Source organism: Kluyvera sichuanensis (assembly GCF_040930405.1).
Lineage (GTDB): Bacteria > Pseudomonadota > Gammaproteobacteria > Enterobacterales > Enterobacteriaceae > Kluyvera > Kluyvera sichuanensis.
The window spans coordinates 4133674-4149862 of sequence record NZ_CP162271.1; the positions used below are offsets into that span (position 1 = coordinate 4133674).

Genomic DNA, 16189 nt, shown 5'->3' on the forward strand with positions numbered 1-16189 from the left:
GTGGGGACGTTAAGCAGCCTGCGCGTTCTCTTCGACGCGATTAATGCTGCGGTAGAGATGGTCAAATCGTTCGTTATCAAACTGCTGGCTGCTGCCGTCATAGAACACGTGTCCCTGACGCAGCGCGATGATGCGTTCGCAGTAGCGCAGCGCATAATCGACCTGGTGCAGCGTCACCACGACGGTGATGCCGTCGGTCTGGTTAATGTCGCGCAGCGTGTCCATCACGATGCGCGCGGATTCCGGGTCCAGCGAGGCGATAGGCTCATCGGCGAGAATCACCTTCGCCTGCTGCATCAGCGCTCGGGCAATCGCCACGCGCTGCTGCTGGCCGCCGGAGAGGGTCGAAACGCGCTGGTGGGCCATGTGCGCCATGCCTACGCGGGTTAACGCCTGCAGGGCGCGTTGCTTTTGATCGCGGGTAAACCAGCTAAAGCAGGTGCGCCAGAACGGCGTGCTGCCGAGCGCGCCAATCAGCACGTTCTCCATCACGCTCAGACGGTTAACGAGGTTGAACTGCTGGAAGATGTAGCCGGTGTGGGCGCGGCTTTTGCGGATATCTCGGGCCAGACGGCCCGACTGCTGCACGGTGTTGCCCAGCAGTTCGATGCGGCTGCCCGGCGTTTTATCGCCGACGATAAGGCCGCTCAGATGACGTAAAAGGGTGGATTTACCAGAACCAGATGGGCCAAGCAAAGCCACCATCTCACCAGCGTGGACGTTCAAATCAATGCCGTGGAGCACCTGTTGCTGATTGAACGTTTTGTTGAGCTTTTCAACGCGAATAATCGTTTGCATGCTGAGACCCTCATTTAAGGTGGCCTCATCGTGGCGAATTAATGTGACATTTGGGTTAAGAGATAGTTACTTGAAGATGAATAATTGACCGGGATTTGATGACAGCGCGGGAGGCCGTGGCCTCCCGCGTGGTTAGAGCGTGGGCGCTTGTTGTTTGACCACGTTAATCATCCACGGTACGCCGTAGCGGTCGATGACGCGACCGAAGCCGTGCGCCCAGAAGGTCTCTTGCCAGGCCATTTCAACCTTGCCGTTGGCGGCGAGATTGTCGAACCAGCGTTTACCCTCTTTTACGTCCTGGGTGTCGAGCACCAGCGTAAAGCCAGCGTAGTTAACGGCATCCGGCGAGGTGCCGTCGCTCATCATGATATCGCTGCCCGCGATGTGGACGTTGGCGTGGGCGATGGCGCTATCGGGAAACTTCAGGCCGGACGGGCAACCGCCTTCTTCATCCATGGCGGAGGGCGGCATTTCGCCGAAGGTGATTTTGTAGCGCAGTTCCGCACCCAGCGCCTGCTGATAATAGGCAATGGCATCGGCGCAGTTTCCGGAAAAGGCGAGATAGGGGCTTAACGGCATGATCGTTACCTCAGGTAAGAAGTGCTCATTAAGTGTAGTGCGTGTCGGTTCAGGGGGCGAAGCGGGGCGGGGGGCGTATTGCCGGATAAGCTAGGCGCCATCCGGCAAGACTACGTGTTAACTCAGTTCTTTTTCACAAACTCAGATTTCAGCTTCATCTGGCCGAAACCGTCGATTTTGCAATCGATGTTGTGGTCGCCTTCCACCAGGCGGATGTTCTTCACTTTGGTGCCGATTTTCAGCATTGAAGAGCTACCTTTGACCTTCAGGTCTTTAATCACGGTGACGCTGTCGCCGTCGACCAGCAGGTTGCCGTTGGCATCTTTGACGATCAGTTCGTCGCTGTCGTGTGCCGGTTCAGCATCGTTCCACTCATGCGCGCACTCCGGGCAGATGAACATGCCGTTGTCTTCGTAGGTGTATTCGGAGTTGCATTGTGGGCAGTGGGGTAATGACATGGATATATCCTCAAAAGTGCAGTGCGAAAGGCAAAGGCCTGTAAAACGGCAAATCGCCGAAAATAGCCCTGATTATACAATAAAACCCTGCAATTGTCGGTGGTATCCAGGAATTGGTTGACGAATGGTTAGAAAACGAGGGGTGGGTTTCCCCCTCTCCCTTGTAGGGAGAGGGCCGGGGTGAGGGTACAGCGGGCGCATTTCCCCTCACCCTAACCCTCTCCCCCAGGGGGAGAGGGGACCGATTAGTGGTGCGCGGGCTGTGGTGCCGTTTCTGGTTTATTTTCTGCGGATTGCGGTGCGCCATAACGTTTGGCGTACAGCGCGGTAATAATCGGTACCAGAATCGCGGTGACAATCACGCTGGCGGCGACCAGTGCCGTAGCGGATGCCGCAACCGGGGCAAACGACGGGTTAATCTGCGCGATGATAACCGGGTTCGCCACGGCAGCACCGGCTGCAGAAGAGGCGGCAACGCCTGCGGTACCATTACCACCGCCAATCACGCGGTCAGCAATAATCAGTGGAATACCGGTGATAACGATAACCGCCACGCCCAGCACGATACCCAGCAGGCCGGTGTCGAGGATCACGTTCAGGTTGATGGTGTTACCCAGTGCGAAGCCGAAGAACGGAATCAGAACCGGCGTGGCTTTGCTGAAGAACGCACGTAGGTCGTGGTCCAGGTTGCCGAGGGTGAAGCCAATCAGGAATGGCAGCACGGCGCCGATAAAGTGGTGCGGCTCAAAGGAGGCCAGGCCTGCGGAACCGAGGATTACCATGGTCATCAGCGGGCCGGATTCCAGCGACATCAGCACGAACGCACCAGACTCTTCTTTAGTGCCGTACTGGTTCATCAGGCTGGCGTACAGGCCGCCGTTGGTCATATCCATGGCTGAAACGATCGCCAGCACGGAGAGGCCAGCAAAGAAACCGGTCTGAATACCTGTGTCAGGAATAAAGGATGCCGCAATCATGGCAACGACCCAGGCGACGGCGATTTTGGTCAGCACCAGCGTGCCGGATTTGCGTAATACCGTGCCGGTAGCGCGTAAATCAATGGATGCCCCAATACAGAAGAACCACACCGCCAGAATCGGTACCGTTCCGCCAATCATACCTTTCGTGAAAGAGCCGAAATATTCACCGGTTGTTGGGGCCAGGGTATTTAATACCGCGCCTAACAGTAACGGGATAAGCATCATCCCGCCAGGGATTCGTTCCATTGTTGCTTTGATTTTCATGTGACATCCTCGCTTCGTATCGCCCAGGCGACAGAAGAGGTTAAGTATAATAATTTCAGTGTGTTATATAGCTATCATCTGGTGTTCTTATGTCAGTCAGCTTTCGTGTTAAGGGAAACTTATCGACATATTTAACGCTGTTTCGGAAGTTATAATGCATTTGTAGAAATGATGATTCAATGAAAATAAAACAGCGTTTTATATATATAGATCACATATTTCAAATGTTGACATTAAGCGCACCTAAAAGATAAAAACGGTGTGAAGTGAATGTGAATAATTCTGAAAAAACTCTTTTCGAAATTGAGGTGAAAAAACGGCGCGAAGGATACGGTGGGTCTAGCGTTGAGCGGGAAATGAGCAGGTAAATGTGAGCGGAATATTTCGCTTTGGTAGCATGATTCAATCTTTTGTTAAGTTGATCACAATATTAATCGCTGTTAGGGTAAATAGGATTGTCCCTCAAACGGTCATTTTCCGAGGGGCGGCTTTTTAACTGACTCGCCAGCAGGCCCAACAGGTTTGATTGTCCGCAAACATCGACTCACGCAGACATGCAAACCTGCTACGCTTGGATAAACGGAACCAGCATCTCCACGGTTCCCTTTACGCACCCTCGCAAACACATCGTGTGTTTGTCGCCACTGGGTGTGCGTTCAAGGCGAAATTGAACGAGGAAAACCATGCTTAGAAGGAAAAAAGTAAAACCGATCACGCTACGTGACGTCACCATTATCGACGATGCCAAGCTGCGTAAAGCGATTACCGCGGCTTCACTGGGTAACGCGATGGAGTGGTTTGACTTCGGGGTTTATGGGTTTGTGGCCTATGCGCTGGGTAAAGTCTTCTTCCCGGATGCCGACCCTAGCGTGCAGATGATTGCCGCATTGGGTACCTTCTCCGTTCCCTTCCTGATTCGTCCACTGGGCGGTTTGTTCTTCGGGATGCTGGGGGATAAATACGGTCGCCAGAAGATTCTCTCCATCACCATTATTATTATGTCGCTCAGTACATTCTGTATTGGCCTTATTCCCTCGTACGAGACCATCGGCATTTGGGCACCGATCCTGCTGCTGCTGTGTAAAATGGCGCAGGGCTTCTCGGTCGGTGGTGAATATACCGGGGCGTCTATCTTTGTGGCGGAATACTCTCCTGACCGTAAGCGCGGTTTCATGGGCAGCTGGCTGGACTTCGGTTCGATTGCCGGGTTCGTGATGGGTGCGGGTCTGGTGGTACTGCTCTCCACTGCGGTGGGTGAGGCGAACTTCCTTGAGTGGGGCTGGCGTATTCCGTTCTTCGTTGCGCTGCCGTTAGGGATTATCGGCCTCTATCTGCGTCATGCGTTAGAAGAGACCCCGGCGTTCCAGCAGCACGTCGATAAGCTGGAGCAGGGCGATCGTCAGGGTCTGCAGGATGGACCAAAGGTATCGTTCAAAGAGATTGCCACCAAGCACTGGCGCAGCCTGCTGGCATGTATCGGTCTGGTTATCTCCACCAACGTGACCTACTACATGCTGCTGACCTACATGCCGAGCTACCTGTCGCATAACCTGCACTACTCGGAAGACCACGGCGTGCTGATTATCATCGCCATTATGATCGGTATGCTGTTCGTGCAGCCGGTGATGGGGCTGCTGAGCGACCGTTTTGGCCGTCGTCCGTTTATCGTGGTGGGTAGCGTTGCGCTGCTGGTGTTCTCGATTCCGGCCTTTATGCTGATTAACAGCAACTCGATTGGCCTGATTTTCTCCGGCCTGCTGCTGCTGGCGGTGATCCTGAACTGTTTCACCGGGGTGATGGCGTCGTCGTTACCGGCGATGTTCCCAACCCATATCCGCTACAGCGCGCTGGCGAGTGCCTTTAACATCTCGGTGCTGGTTGCTGGTGTAACGCCGACGCTGGCCGCCTGGCTGGTGGAGTCAACGCAGAACCTGATGATGCCGGCTTACTATCTGATGGTGGTGGCGGTGATCGGTCTGATGACCGGCGTGATGATGAAAGAGACCGCCAACCGACCGCTGAAAGGCGCGACGCCTGCGGCATCGGATATGGCCGAAGCGAAGGAGATCCTCCAGGAGCATCACGACCATATCGAGCATAAGATTGAAGATATCGATGCCGAGATTGCCGCGCTGCAGGAGAAACGCTCGCAGCTGGTGATGCAGCATCCGAAAATTAACGACTAACCATGCCCACCCCCGGGCTACCATCCCGTAGCCCGGCCAAGCGAAGCGCCGCCGGGGTTAGCACCGAAACATACCAATAAAAAACCCGGCTGATGACGCCGGGTTTTTTGTGCTTATCGTTCGCGGAACGCTTCGGCTTTGGCCCTCAGAATCGGCTTCAGCAAATAGGCCAGAATGGTTTTCTTGCCGGTAATAATATCCACCGATGCCACCATCCCCGGAATAATAATCAGCGGTTTTTCATCGCTGCCGAGGTGGTTTTTCTCCGTACGCAGACGAATAACATAGAAGCTCTTGCCGTCTTTGTCCGTCACCGTATCAGGACTGATTTGCTCCAGTTTAGCCTTCAGGCCGCCATAGATGGTGAAGTCGTAGGCGGTGAACTTGACCATCGCTTCCTGTCCAGGGCGCAGGAAAGCGATATCCTGCGGGCGAATTTTGGCTTCAATCAGCAGCGTATCGTCCAGCGGGACAATCTCGACCAGGTCGTTGCCCGGCTGGATAACACCGCCGATGGTGTTGACCATCAGTTGCTGGACGATGCCGCGTACCGGTGAAGTGACCAGCGTACGGTTAACCCGGTCCTCGATGGCCTTGCCGGTGGCGGTGAGCTTACTGAGTTCGGTGCGGGCTTCGTTGAGCTGGGACAGCGCTTCACTGCGATAGCGGCCGCGCGTCTCACCCATTTTACTTTCAATCTCTTTAATCGCCGCCTGGGCTCTTGGCACTGACAGCGTGACCGACTCCAGCTGCCCGCGGGTTTCCACCTCGGAACGGCGTAGGCGCAGTACCTCGACCTTCGAGATGGCCCCTTTGGCAACCAGCGGTTCAGACATGCTGATTTCCTGTTGCAGCAGCCCCAGGCTACGACGGTACTGCTCGCCTTTGGCCTGGTAATCCAGCAGCTCCTGTTTCTTCTGCACCAGTTGCTCATCGAGGCCAGATAACTCGCTCTGAATCCGTTTGTTCACGCTGGCAAAGAGCTCCATTTCGCCGTTAGCGATATCCGGCGACTTCTCCACAATATCCGGCGACAGGGTGAGGGTTTCTTTGCCATCCAGCTGTGCGGTCAGGCGTTGAATACGCGCCTCCAGCGCCAGTCGGTCGGCCTCGGACTCCCCGGCGTTAGAACGAAAGCGGGTATCGTCGAGACGCAACAACGGCGCGCCTGCTTTGACGACTTCCCCTTCGTGCACGAACACTTCAGCGACAATCCCCCCTTCCAGGTTCTGGATTTTTTGTAGGCGTGAGGAGGGAATCGCTTTGCCGTCGCCGCGCGTCACTTCGTCGATTTCGGCCAGCGATGCCCAGGCAATCATGATGATAAAGAAGCCGAGGATCGCCCACAGGGTGATACGCACCACGCGCGGAGAGTCATCGAGTAGCGCTTTGTTCACCTCGTTTGAGGTGAGCGTTGAGGCGTTTCTGTCGCCAAAAAGCCACTTCATCATTCGGTTAACGTTGCGCATGAATTTGCCCCTTCTTCAGTGCGGTCATGACGCTTTCTTTCGGACCATCCGCGATGATTTTGCCGTTATCGAGGATAATCAGGCGATCAACCAGCGTCAGCAGCGAGGCGCGGTGGGTGACCAGCAGCAGCGTTTTATTGCTGACGAGCGGCGTTAGCGCTTTTTTAATCAAATCTTCGCTGGTGTTGTCCATCGAACTGGTGGGTTCGTCCATCAGGAGCACCGGCGGGTCGAGCAGCAGCGCCCGCGCCAGTGCGACGGCCTGACGCTGGCCGCCGGAAAGATTCATCCCGCGTTCCCCAACCTGCATGTTGTAGCCGGAAGGGTGGCGACGGGCGAACTCATGTACGCCAGCCAGCGTGGCCGCGCGCAGCATCGTCTCTTCATCAACGTAGCTGGCACCGCTCAACAGATTATCGCGCAGCGTACCGCTGAACAGGTGAATATCCTGCGGCGCGTAGCCGATGTTATGCCGGACATCGTGGACGTCGAGCTGGCGGGCATCAATGCCGTCAATCAGGATGGTGCCTTCATCTGGCTGGTAGAAACCAACCAGCAGCTTCGCCAGCGAGCTTTTGCCGGAACCGCTACGGCCGATAATCCCCACCTTCTCGCCCGGCTCAATTTTGAGCGAAATGCCGTTTAACGACATGTACTGGTTTTGCGGGTAGTGGAAGGTCACGTCGCGGAACTCGATAGCGCCAGAGAGCGTTTCACGCTTCAGTGGCACTTCGTCCTCCTGCACTTCCTGGTCAAGATCCATCATGCGGTCGATGGTGGCCTTGGTCATTTTGGCGCGCTGGTAGCGGGTTATCAGGCTGCAAAGTTGGCCAATGGGCATCATGGCACGGCGATTGAGCAGGTAGCAGGCGATCAGGCCGCCCATACTGAGGTTACCGGCAATAATGCTGTACACGCCCACAACAATCATCACAACGCCGGCAATTTTCTGGATCCATGCCGTCAGGTTGATTGCAAGATAGGAGAGCGATTTAACCCGCAGCTCCAGCTTGCTCAACTGGCCGATAATTTGTTCCCACTGATACTGGCGTTCGCTTTGCGCGTTGTTGACCTTAATCGCGTCCAGGCCGGTAATCGTCTCAACCAGCATGGCCTGACGTTCAGTGGAGAGGCGATAGGTTTTTTGCACCTGTTCCAGCAGCGGACGTTGGAGCATCCAGTTAATGCCCAGCGCAATCGGATAACAGAGCAGCGGAATCAGGGCAAGCGGGCCGCCAATAATACCGATAACCAATAAAATCAATAAGGTAAACGGGAAGTCGATGAGCGCCGTCAGGGTGAATGACGAGAGGAAATCACGTACCGACTGATACTCCTGGAACTGCTGCGTAAAGCCGCCAACTCGCTGTGGCCGCTCTTTCATCTTCATGCCCAGCAGGCGTTCAAACAGCGCTGCCGAAACGATGAGATCGGTCTTTTTCCCCGCGATATCAAGACAAATACCGCGTAATACCTTCAAAATAAGATCAAACACAAAGGCGATTGAGATGCCGATTGCCAGCACCCAGAGCGTGGCGGTGGCCTGGTTTGGCACCACGCGATCGTAGACGTTCATCACGAACAGCGGCGTAGCAATCGCGATCACGTTGATGATAAAACTGGCGACAACCGAATCCAGGTAAAGGAATTTCGACAGTTTTAACGTGTCTTTAAACCAGGAGCGGGTGCGTGGAATCGTTGCCGTCGGTTGGCGGTCGTATTCGTGTCCTGGCTGGATAAAAATGGTTTTCCCGCTGTAGTTTTCTGCCAGCGCTTCGCGCTCAAGCACTATTTCACCGCCTTCCGTTTCGGTTGTCAGAAGACGGGCGCGCTGCTGGTCGTCCCATTCGATCAGCACGGCGGCCTGATCGTTTTTGAGGAGTACGATAGCGGGTAGCGAAATGGCGGTGATTTTTTCCAGCGGCCGCTGCAGTACGCGTGCTTTTAGCCCCGCGCGTTTCGCCGCGCGTGGGAATGCGCTGAGCGTAAGTCGATGTTCATCCAGCGGCAAACCGCCGGTTAATACGTTGCGACTGGTCACGATGTTGTGCAACTGGCAGACGATCATCAGTGAATCGAGCAGGGGATCGTCATGATGTTGCCGCGGATCGTGCCTGATGGTGTTATCAGCAGAAGCAGTCACTTGCTCAAGTGGATCAGTATAAGACGCCATAGTCAGACCTTATATACCAGCGAATAAAACTCGCACAGGCTGAAGAGTATAAGGGGTTACCTCACCGTAAAGTAAGATAACCCGCAGGCCCAAAATCGATTATTTCAGTTCGGGTAAGTTGTTGTGTGCCGTCTGCTGCTCATCCACCGGCTGTGCGGCCGTTGGTGCCTGAATATTCAGCTGTTTTAGCAGATCGCCAATACGGGCGTTGATGCGGTAGGTGGTGAACATCTCCACAAACTGCATTTCGACGTAGCGGCGCTGGGCGGTGAACACTTCGTTTTCGCTGTCCAGCATATCCAGCAGACTACGTTCGCCGATGCTGAACTGCTCCTGATATGCGGTGCGCACCACGGCACTGCGATCGGCGTAATCTTTGGCGATCGGCACCTGCTGTTTGGCGTTCTGCCAGGCGTTCCAGGACAGACGCAGCTCCTCATCCAGCTGGCGAAGGGCATTGCGTTTGACGTCCTGTGCTTCCTGCATTTTATAGGCATAAGATGACAGCTGTGCTTTATCGCTGCCGCCGTTAAACAGGTTGTAGTTCATGCGAACCATCGCCTGCCACTCCTGATCGTGACCACGCGTACCGTCGGTGTTGTTATCCATGCGGCGGCCGAGGTCGACATCCACGCTCGGGTAGAAGCGGGATTTTGCGGCTTCATACTGCTGACGGGTGGCTTCAACGTCCGCATCGGCCTGCTTGAGCAGCGGGCTGTTTTCCAGCATCTGCTTACGGGCTTCAGCCTGAGAGCCTGGAACTTTGGTCGTCATCGGCATTGACAGGCCGCTGGCTTCTTTACCAACTACGCTGTAGTAGTTGGCCTGGGCATCTTCAAGGTTGGTTTGTTCGGTCAGCAGGTTGTTTTTCGCCTGCGCCAGACGCGCCTGCGCCTGCTCAAAGTCAGCCTTACGGCCTACGCCCTGTTCGGTACGCAGGCGAATTTGATCAAAAACGCGTTCGTGGTTTTTCAGGTTATCCTGCGCCAGTTGCACCATTTTTTGACGCATCAGAACGTCGAGATAGCTTTGAATCGCATTCAGCGCGGTCAATTCACTGGTGTTCATCACCGTGTAGGCCCGGGAGTTCACGGTCGCCTTTTGCCGGGCCACTTCGCTGGTGGTGGCAAAGCCGTTAAATACATTCTGGCGCAGATTGAGGCTGGATTCGCTGCGGTTCAGGTTGCGACGATGATCGTTAGCCGCACGGGTGCTGGCGTTATCGGTCTGCTCCCAGCCGGTACCGGCGGAGAGGTTTAAGGTGGGCAGGTAGCCGCCTTTTGCCGCCCGTAAATCTTCATCGGCAGAATAGCGGCTATTGACCGACGCGCTCACCTGCGGGTGCCAGAGCAAGCTGTCTTTAACGGCCTGTTCGAGCGTGGCCGCACTCACGCTGCTGGCGAACAGCAGCGGCAGAGAGAAGCTGGTGAATACCCGAATGTGTTTGTTCATGATGTCGCCCTTTCCTTACGTTTATTTCCCTGGCTACGGGTTTTGGCCACCAGAGGCAATGTCATTAATATCATTTACTGCTAAGGGTTCATCCAGACCAATAACGGTGGCTATGACGAACTATTAATAAAAAGAGTCGGCGGTAGCCGACCCTAACGCATCAGGCATCCGTATCCGGCTGCGGTATTAAATGATCCAGCTCCGCAATATTATGGGCATTCCAGCTATCCGCCCCCTCACCGCCAGAACTTTCCGCCGGAACATCCTGAACGTGTCCCGCCGTCTCGGTATTTTCCGCTGGCGCTTCTACCTGAATCATTGAGCTGACATCATTGGTGCTGTCATCGTGGATAATCTCGCTGAGGTCGATAGTCTCCACCTGATGCGTATCTGTCGTCGCCGTTGAGGCTGGTTTATCCTCTAATGGCTCGGCGTCCTGGGCGGTATCGGCCTCATGCAGTTGGCTATCAATATCGTCCAGCAGCATGCTCAGCGATGTCTCAGGGCTTTCGTTAGCCACGTTCTGCACCTGGGATGTATCCTGCTCAATCGCGCTGAGATCGATAGTTTCATTGTCGGCCAATAGGCCAGCGGTATCCTGATCTGCTGCGGCATGGTCGTTCGCTGAATCCGTTTCCTCTGCCTGACCTGCGGTGTCGACCGTCTGGTTTTCGGCAAGGTTATCCGCCGGTTCGCTGGTGTCGGTTTCACCGGTATTCGCGGTATCGCCAGGATCGGTTGTTGCCGTATGCGTATCGTTGCCGCTCAACGCCGCCAGATTTGCGGAGTCGCTTTCCGTTGAATGATCGTTTGCTGATACATCATCGGTATGTTCGGTTGAGTCAACGGTGCTGACGTGTGCCAGAGTCGCGTGGTGAACGTCTCCCTCCGTCGATAGCGTATGAGTCGAGTCGTCCGCGTGGTTATCTTCACCGCCAGCGAGGACGATTGAGTGATCGCCGCTGTTGGCATCAATCGGCCCGGAAGACGGCGATGAGTCGTCGACGTCGGTGACAACATCGACTTTGACCGAGCCCAGATCGGTTATCTGCGTCGGTGATGTCAGGGTTAAATGCGCATCCAGATGGGTGCCATCTGGAACATCGATGGTCAGATTCCCATTGTCGTCCGCCGTATAGTTAACGCCCTGATAGTTGACGGTAGCTTTCGGCGCTAACCCACTGAATTTGATTGAGGTAATGTTGTGATCGCTACTTCCCTCAATGTTGGCATCAATATTCAGATCGTACTTCCAGGCCGCATTACTGTCGGGATTTTTGGGATCCAGGCCCTCTTTCCCCGTTCCGGAGATAACTTCAGATATCTGGTTATTGCCGCTAAATGTTTGTTCATTAACGGTAACGTTGATGCTTTCGAAGTAGTTAATGCTTTGGTTGACGTTGCCCGAACCGGCCGTGGAATTCCACACTGAGGAGCCAGGGACAAAGATGTAGTCGTGCGCAGTACTGGTATCGGGCTCCCGGTTACCGGTTACCGCATTCATCGCATGCTGGGTGTTATCTCCCTGCGTGTAGGTACTACCATCGTGCAGAATAAAGATATCGGACTTACCCACGGTGCCATGCGCGTTACCGGAGGTGTATTCCTGGATGTTGGATGAAGGGATATCCTTAGAAACATATTCCCCAACATCGCCTTGAGACACCCACACAACGACATTCGCCCCAACTGCCACAATCATACCGTTGCCGTCGATATCAAAGCCGTTGCCGCTAGGATCCCTGCTGCCGCCGTTAACTTCGGAGATCTTTGTGGGATTAGAGGCCGTAAAGTTGACGTTGAGGGTGATGTCTGAATCGGAGTCTGAGTCTGAGTCTGAGTCTGAATCGGCGTCGGAGTCTGAGTCGGAATCGGAGTCGGAATCGGAGTCTGAATCGGAGTCGGAGTCGGAATCGGAATCGGAGTCGGAGTCGGAATCGGAGTCGGAGTCGGAGTCTGAATCGGAATCGGAGTCTGAATCGGCATCAGCATCAGCGTCTGCATCGGCATCGGCGTCTGCATCGGCATCGGCATCGGCATCGGCGTCCGCATCGGCATCGGCATCAGCATCCGCATCAGCATCAGCATCAGCATCCGCATCCGCGTCCGCATCCGCATCCGCATCCGCGTCCGCATCCGCATCCGCATCCGCGTCCGCATCCGCATCCGCATCAGCGTCCGCATCCGCATCAGCGTCCGCATCCGCATCAGCGTCGGCGTCCGCATCCGCGTCGGCATCCGCATCCGCGTCGGCATCCGCATCCGCGTCGGCATCCGCATCCGCGTCGGCATCCGCATCCGCGTCGGCATCCGCATCCGCGTCGGCATCCGCATCCGCATCGGCATCAGCGTCCGCGTCGGCATCGGCGTCCGCGTCGGCATCGGCGTCCGCGTCCGCATCGGCGTCTGCGTCGGCATCGGCATCCGCATCCGCATCGGCGTCGGCGTCCGCATCAGCATCCGCGTCGGCATCCGCATCCGCGTCGGCATCCGCATCCGCGTCGGCATCCGCATCGGCGTCGGCATCCGCATCGGCGTCGGCATCGGCGTCGGCATCAGCGTCGGCATCGGCATCGGCATCCGCATCCGCGTCGGCATCGGCATCCGCATCGGCATCCGCGTCGGCATCGGCATCCGCATCGGCATCCGCGTCGGCATCCGCATCCGCATCGGCGTCCGCATCGGCGTCCGCATCCGCATCCGCGTCGGCATCCGCGTCCGCATCGGCATCCGCATCCGCGTCGGCATCCGCGTCCGCATCGGCATCCGCATCTGTGTCGGCGTCCGCATCGGCATCGGCATCCGCATCCGCGTCGGCGTCCGCATCGGCATCCGCGTCGGCATCCGCATCCGCATCGGCATCCGCGTCGGCGTCCGCATCGGCATCGGCATCGGCATCCGCATCGGCATCGGCGTCTGCATCAGCATCGGCGTCTGCATCGGCATCGGCATCGGCATCCGCATCGGCATCGGCGTCTGCATCAGCATCGGCGTCTGCATCAGCATCAGCATCGGCGTCTGCATCAGCATCAGCATCGGCGTCTGCATCAGCGTCGGCATCAGCGTCCGCGTCTGCATCAGCGTCGGCATCGGCGTCTGCGTCCGCATCGGCGTCCGCATCGGCATCGGCGTCCGCATCGGCATCCGCGTCGGCGTCCGCATCGGCATCAGCGTCCGCGTCGGCATCAGCGTCGGCATCGGCATCAGCGTCGGCATCGGCATCAGCGTCGGCATCGGCATCAGCGTCCGCGTCGGCATCAGCGTCGGCATCGGCATCAGCGTCCGCGTCGGCATCAGCGTCCGCGTCGGCATCAGCGTCCGCATCCGCGTCGGCATCAGCGTCTGCATCCGCATCGGCGTCGGCATCGGCATCGGCGTCGGCATCGGCATCGGCGTCCGCGTCCGCATCGGCGTCCGCGTCCGCATCGGCGTCCGCGTCCGCATCGGCGTCCGCGTCCGCATCGGCGTCCGCGTCCGCATCGGCATCCGCATCCGCATCCGCGTCCGCATCCGCATCGGCATCCGCATCTGCGTCGGCGTCCGCATCGGCATCCGCATCCGCGTCCGCATCCGCATCGGCATCCGCATCTGCGTCGGCGTCCGCATCGGCATCCGCATCCGCGTCGGCATCCGCATCGGCATCGGCGTCCGCATCGGCATCGGCGTCCGCATCGGCATCGGCGTCCGCATCGGCATCGGCGTCCGCATCGGCATCGGCGTCCGCATCGGCATCGGCATCGGCATCAGCGTCCGCATCGGCATCGGCGTCCGCATCGGCATCAGCGTCGGCATCGGCATCAGCGTCCGCATCGGCATCGGCGTCCGCATCGGCATCAGCGTCGGCATCAGCGTCCGCATCGGCATCAGCGTCGGCATCGGCATCAGCGTCGGCATCGGCATCGGCGTCCGCATCGGCATCAGCGTCCGCATCGGCATCAGCGTCCGCATCGGCATCGGCATCGGCGTCCGCATCGGCATCGGCGTCCGCATCGGCATCGGCATCGGCATCGGCGTCGGCATCTGCGTCGGCATCGGCATCGGCATCGGCATCGGCATCGGCATCAGCATCAGCATCAGCGTCCGCATCGGCATCCGCATCGGCATCTGCGTCGGCATCCGCGTCGGCGTCTGCATCGGCGTCTGCGTCGGCATCCGCGTCTGCATCGGCATCGGCATCGGCATCGGCATCTGCGTCGGCATCTGCGTCGGCATCTGCGTCGGCATCTGCGTCGGCATCCGCGTCCGCGTCTGCGTCGGCATCTGCGTCCGCATCGGCATCTGCGTCCGCATCGGCATCGGCGTCCGCATCGGCATCTGCGTCCGCGTCGGCGTCGGCATCTGCGTCCGCGTCGGCATCTGCGTCCGCGTCGGCATCAGCGTCGGCGTCCGCATCAGCGTCGGCGTCCGCATCAGCGTCGGCGTCCGCATCGGCATCCGCGTCGGCGTCCGCATCGGCATCTGCGTCGGCATCGGCATCGGCATCGGCATCAGCATCGGCGTCCGCATCCGCATCCGCATCCGCATCCGCATCCGCATCCGCATCGGCATCCGCATCGGCATCGGCATCCGCATCGGCATCGGCATCGGCATCCGCGTCGGCGTCTGCATCAGCGTCCGCATCGGCGTCTGCGTCGGCATCCGCGTCTGCATCCGCGTCGGCATCTGCATCGGCATCCGCGTCGGCGTCGGCGTCCGCATCGGCGTCGGCATCAGCGTCGGCATCCGCGTCGGCGTCTGCGTCGGCGTCTGCGTCGGCATCAGCGTCGGCGTCTGCGTCGGCGTCTGCGTCGGCATCAGCGTCGGCGTCAGCGTCGGCGTCTGCGTCGGCGTCTGCGTCGGCATCAGCGTCCGCATCGGCATCAGCGTCTGCGTCCGCATCAGCGTCTGCGTCTGCGTCGGCATCAGCGTCCGCATCGGCATCAGCGTCCGCATCGGCGTCTGCATCGGCGTCGGCATCAGCGTCGGCATCCGCGTCGGCATCGGCATCGGCATCCGCATCCGCGTCGGCGTCGGCGTCCGCATCGGCATCGGCATCGGCATCGGTGTCGGCATCCGCGTCGGCATCCGCATCAGAATCTGTGTCCCCACCTACCGCATCAGATCGATCAAGAACCGTGAGTTCTTCTTCTATTGGCGTATGGGGGAAGTCGATACCTTCAGTAGGGTATCCGGCTGTGGGGTCGACTCTTTCACCGGTCAGATCGAGGATGACGTGCGTGTGCGCGCCACCGGCGCCGGGTTCACCGCTGCCGGAAGGAGATTGCGGGCCAGCGGCGGTCGCTTCAAGTATTTGCGTGGGGTCCTGGCCATCGGCAATGGCTTGCTGTATGGCCGCGATGTCGGTTTGATCGCCCGTCTCTGGGGAAAGTAAGGCATTCTGGGCACTGTCCCAGTGACTGTCGCGGCCGAGATCCAGGCTTTTTCCATTTGGGAGAGCAATGGTAACGGCGCCGGCTGCGCCAGTTTCTATCTGTTCGCCAGTCAGGATTCGATCGCCTTCAGTCAGCAGTCTTCTGCTGCCATCGGGCGAAATGGCAAAAACCTGACCAATGATTGTTTTGATGGTTCCGGCTATACCGTTCATCCGCGCTCTCCTTCATTTCTACGGGTAATTCCTGTACCACGCAAATATTGATTGAATACAAAGACTACTCGCCTTTACGGACCAGACCGTCTGGCTTATATAATTAATATTGCTTATCTTTCATCATCGTAATAACAGTATTACGAATGGTACGCGTTATTCTTATTTGAGAATAAAGTTGGTGGAAAGAATATTCTTTGATTTTAATGTTGTTTCAATGGAAATGTCTTGTAAAGAATTGGTAGG

9 protein-coding genes are annotated in these 16189 nt (G+C 57.4%); 1 reads left to right on the plus strand and 8 read right to left on the minus strand.

The window, feature by feature from the left end:
• Positions 1 to 9: 9 nt before the first annotated feature.
• The 4 genes from phnC to kdgT form a co-directional block, all read right to left on the minus strand.
• A complete protein-coding gene (gene phnC / locus AB2B48_RS19825) occupies positions 10 to 798 on the minus strand; it encodes a phosphonate ABC transporter ATP-binding protein (RefSeq protein WP_368299932.1) in 789 nt (262 codons plus the stop codon).
• Between the two features lie 132 nt (positions 799 to 930).
• Positions 931 to 1377, minus strand: coding sequence for a VOC family metalloprotein YjdN (yjdN, locus tag AB2B48_RS19830; RefSeq protein WP_185668495.1), 447 nt, complete (start codon positions 1375 to 1377; stop codon positions 931 to 933).
• A gap of 122 nt (positions 1378 to 1499) precedes the next feature.
• A complete protein-coding gene (locus AB2B48_RS19835) occupies positions 1500 to 1835 on the minus strand; it encodes a zinc ribbon domain-containing protein YjdM (protein ID WP_333500044.1) in 336 nt (111 codons plus the stop codon).
• Between the two features lie 245 nt (positions 1836 to 2080).
• Complete coding sequence (gene kdgT / locus AB2B48_RS19840) at positions 2081 to 3079, minus strand: 2-keto-3-deoxygluconate transporter (protein WP_368299934.1); 999 nt, start codon at positions 3077 to 3079, stop codon at positions 2081 to 2083.
• Positions 3080 to 3762: 683 nt separating this feature from the next.
• Between kdgT and proP the strand changes: the two genes are divergently transcribed.
• Positions 3763 to 5265: a glycine betaine/L-proline transporter ProP gene (gene proP, locus AB2B48_RS19845; RefSeq protein ID WP_368299935.1), complete on the plus strand. Its 1503-nt coding sequence runs from the start codon at positions 3763 to 3765 to the stop codon at positions 5263 to 5265.
• Positions 5266 to 5378: 113 nt separating this feature from the next.
• Here the strand turns inward: proP and AB2B48_RS19850 are convergent, their stop codons facing one another.
• From AB2B48_RS19850 to AB2B48_RS19865, 4 genes are all read right to left on the minus strand, one after another.
• The gene (locus AB2B48_RS19850) at positions 5379 to 6716 is read right to left on the minus strand and encodes an HlyD family type I secretion periplasmic adaptor subunit (RefSeq protein ID WP_255581142.1); all 1338 of its coding nucleotides are present in this window, start codon (positions 6714 to 6716) and stop codon (positions 5379 to 5381) included.
• 4 nt (positions 6717 to 6720) lie between these two features.
• Complete coding sequence (locus AB2B48_RS19855; protein WP_368299937.1) at positions 6721 to 8907, minus strand: type I secretion system permease/ATPase; 2187 nt, start codon at positions 8905 to 8907, stop codon at positions 6721 to 6723.
• Positions 8908 to 9006: 99 nt separating this feature from the next.
• The gene (locus AB2B48_RS19860) at positions 9007 to 10359 is read right to left on the minus strand and encodes a TolC family outer membrane protein (RefSeq protein ID WP_220438957.1); all 1353 of its coding nucleotides are present in this window, start codon (positions 10357 to 10359) and stop codon (positions 9007 to 9009) included.
• A 160-nt stretch (positions 10360 to 10519) separates the two neighbouring features.
• Positions 10520 to 15943 carry a hypothetical protein gene (locus AB2B48_RS19865; RefSeq protein ID WP_368299940.1) on the minus strand — a complete coding sequence of 1808 codons (5424 nt, stop codon included), beginning with the start codon at positions 15941 to 15943 and terminating at the stop codon, positions 10520 to 10522.
• Positions 15944 to 16189 lie beyond the last annotated feature (246 nt).

What these genes read in the sequence shown, in the direction of transcription:
- AB2B48_RS19860 (WP_220438957.1), bottom strand. Translation starts at nt 10,359, where the DNA reads ATGAACAAACACATTCGGGTATTCACCAGCTTCTCTCTGCCGCTGCTG.
- kdgT (WP_368299934.1), bottom strand. Translation starts at nt 3,079, where the DNA reads ATGAAAATCAAAGCAACAATGGAACGAATCCCTGGCGGGATGATGCTT.
- AB2B48_RS19835 (WP_333500044.1), bottom strand. Translation starts at nt 1,835, where the DNA reads ATGTCATTACCCCACTGCCCACAATGCAACTCCGAATACACCTACGAA.
- AB2B48_RS19850 (WP_255581142.1), bottom strand. Translation starts at nt 6,716, where the DNA reads ATGATGAAGTGGCTTTTTGGCGACAGAAACGCCTCAACGCTCACCTCA.
- yjdN (WP_185668495.1), bottom strand. Translation starts at nt 1,377, where the DNA reads ATGCCGTTAAGCCCCTATCTCGCCTTTTCCGGAAACTGCGCCGATGCC.
- AB2B48_RS19865 (WP_368299940.1), bottom strand. Translation starts at nt 15,943, where the DNA reads ATGAACGGTATAGCCGGAACCATCAAAACAATCATTGGTCAGGTTTTT.
- phnC (WP_368299932.1), bottom strand. Translation starts at nt 798, where the DNA reads ATGCAAACGATTATTCGCGTTGAAAAGCTCAACAAAACGTTCAATCAG.
- AB2B48_RS19855 (WP_368299937.1), bottom strand. Translation starts at nt 8,907, where the DNA reads ATGGCGTCTTATACTGATCCACTTGAGCAAGTGACTGCTTCTGCTGAT.
- proP (WP_368299935.1), top strand. Translation starts at nt 3,763, where the DNA reads ATGCTTAGAAGGAAAAAAGTAAAACCGATCACGCTACGTGACGTCACC.